Annotated in this window: 1 protein-coding gene; it reads left to right on the forward strand. The window is 37.8% G+C overall.

Annotation, left to right across the window (positions count from 1 at the left end; translation table 11 throughout):
* Nucleotides 1–159: 159 nt before the first annotated feature.
* A partial coding sequence (locus B3D47_RS11215; protein ID WP_286862054.1) for a carbohydrate porin occupies nucleotides 160–740 on the forward strand: 581 nt, incomplete at its 3' end.

A 740-nucleotide genomic window follows, 5' to 3' on the forward strand; every position in this document is an offset into this window, starting at 1 on the left:
ATTTCATTAAAAATTTGAATAATTATTAAGATTTTGATATTTAGATATAAATTTTTTTTAAAACTATTTAATAATATATAATTTATATTAAAAACAAACAATTTATATAAAAAGGTGTAATATATTCTCCATATAAGTGTGATTAAGGCGACACATTTAATGTCTATCTCCCAATTAGCCAAGGCTGTATATACATGCTTGGCTGCTTTGCTATTGGCAAATACTGCTACTCATGCTGCGGATGCATTTAGTACAGAAAATCCATGGATGTTAGGCGACTGGAATGGTCAGCGTACTCAACTTCAACAACAAGGTTATGATTTCAGTTTTGGTTATACCGGTGAAGTAGCAACACTCATTGATGCTAAAAACTCATCTGATCACGGTACTGAATACGCCGACCAGTTTGCAATCGGGGCCCATCTGGATCTGGAAAAAATTGCAGGATGGAAAGATACCGAAGCACAAATTACGGTGACTCAGCGTAACGGTCGTAACTTATCCAATACTGCTGAAGCGCTTAATGGACACTTAAGCTCGGTGCAGGAAGTATGGGGACGTGGTCAAACCTGGCGTTTAACTGACTTCTGGATCAAGAAAAAATTCATGGATCAGAAACTGGATGTCAAAGTTGGTCGCTTTGGTGAAGGTGAAGACTTTAACAGTTTTGATTGCGATTTCCAGAACCTGGCATTGTGTGGTTCACAGGTAGGCAACTGGGTCGGTGACCAATGGTATAA

This window comes from Acinetobacter sp. UBA3461, assembly GCF_002381195.1.
Lineage (GTDB): Bacteria > Pseudomonadota > Gammaproteobacteria > Pseudomonadales > Moraxellaceae > Acinetobacter > Acinetobacter schindleri.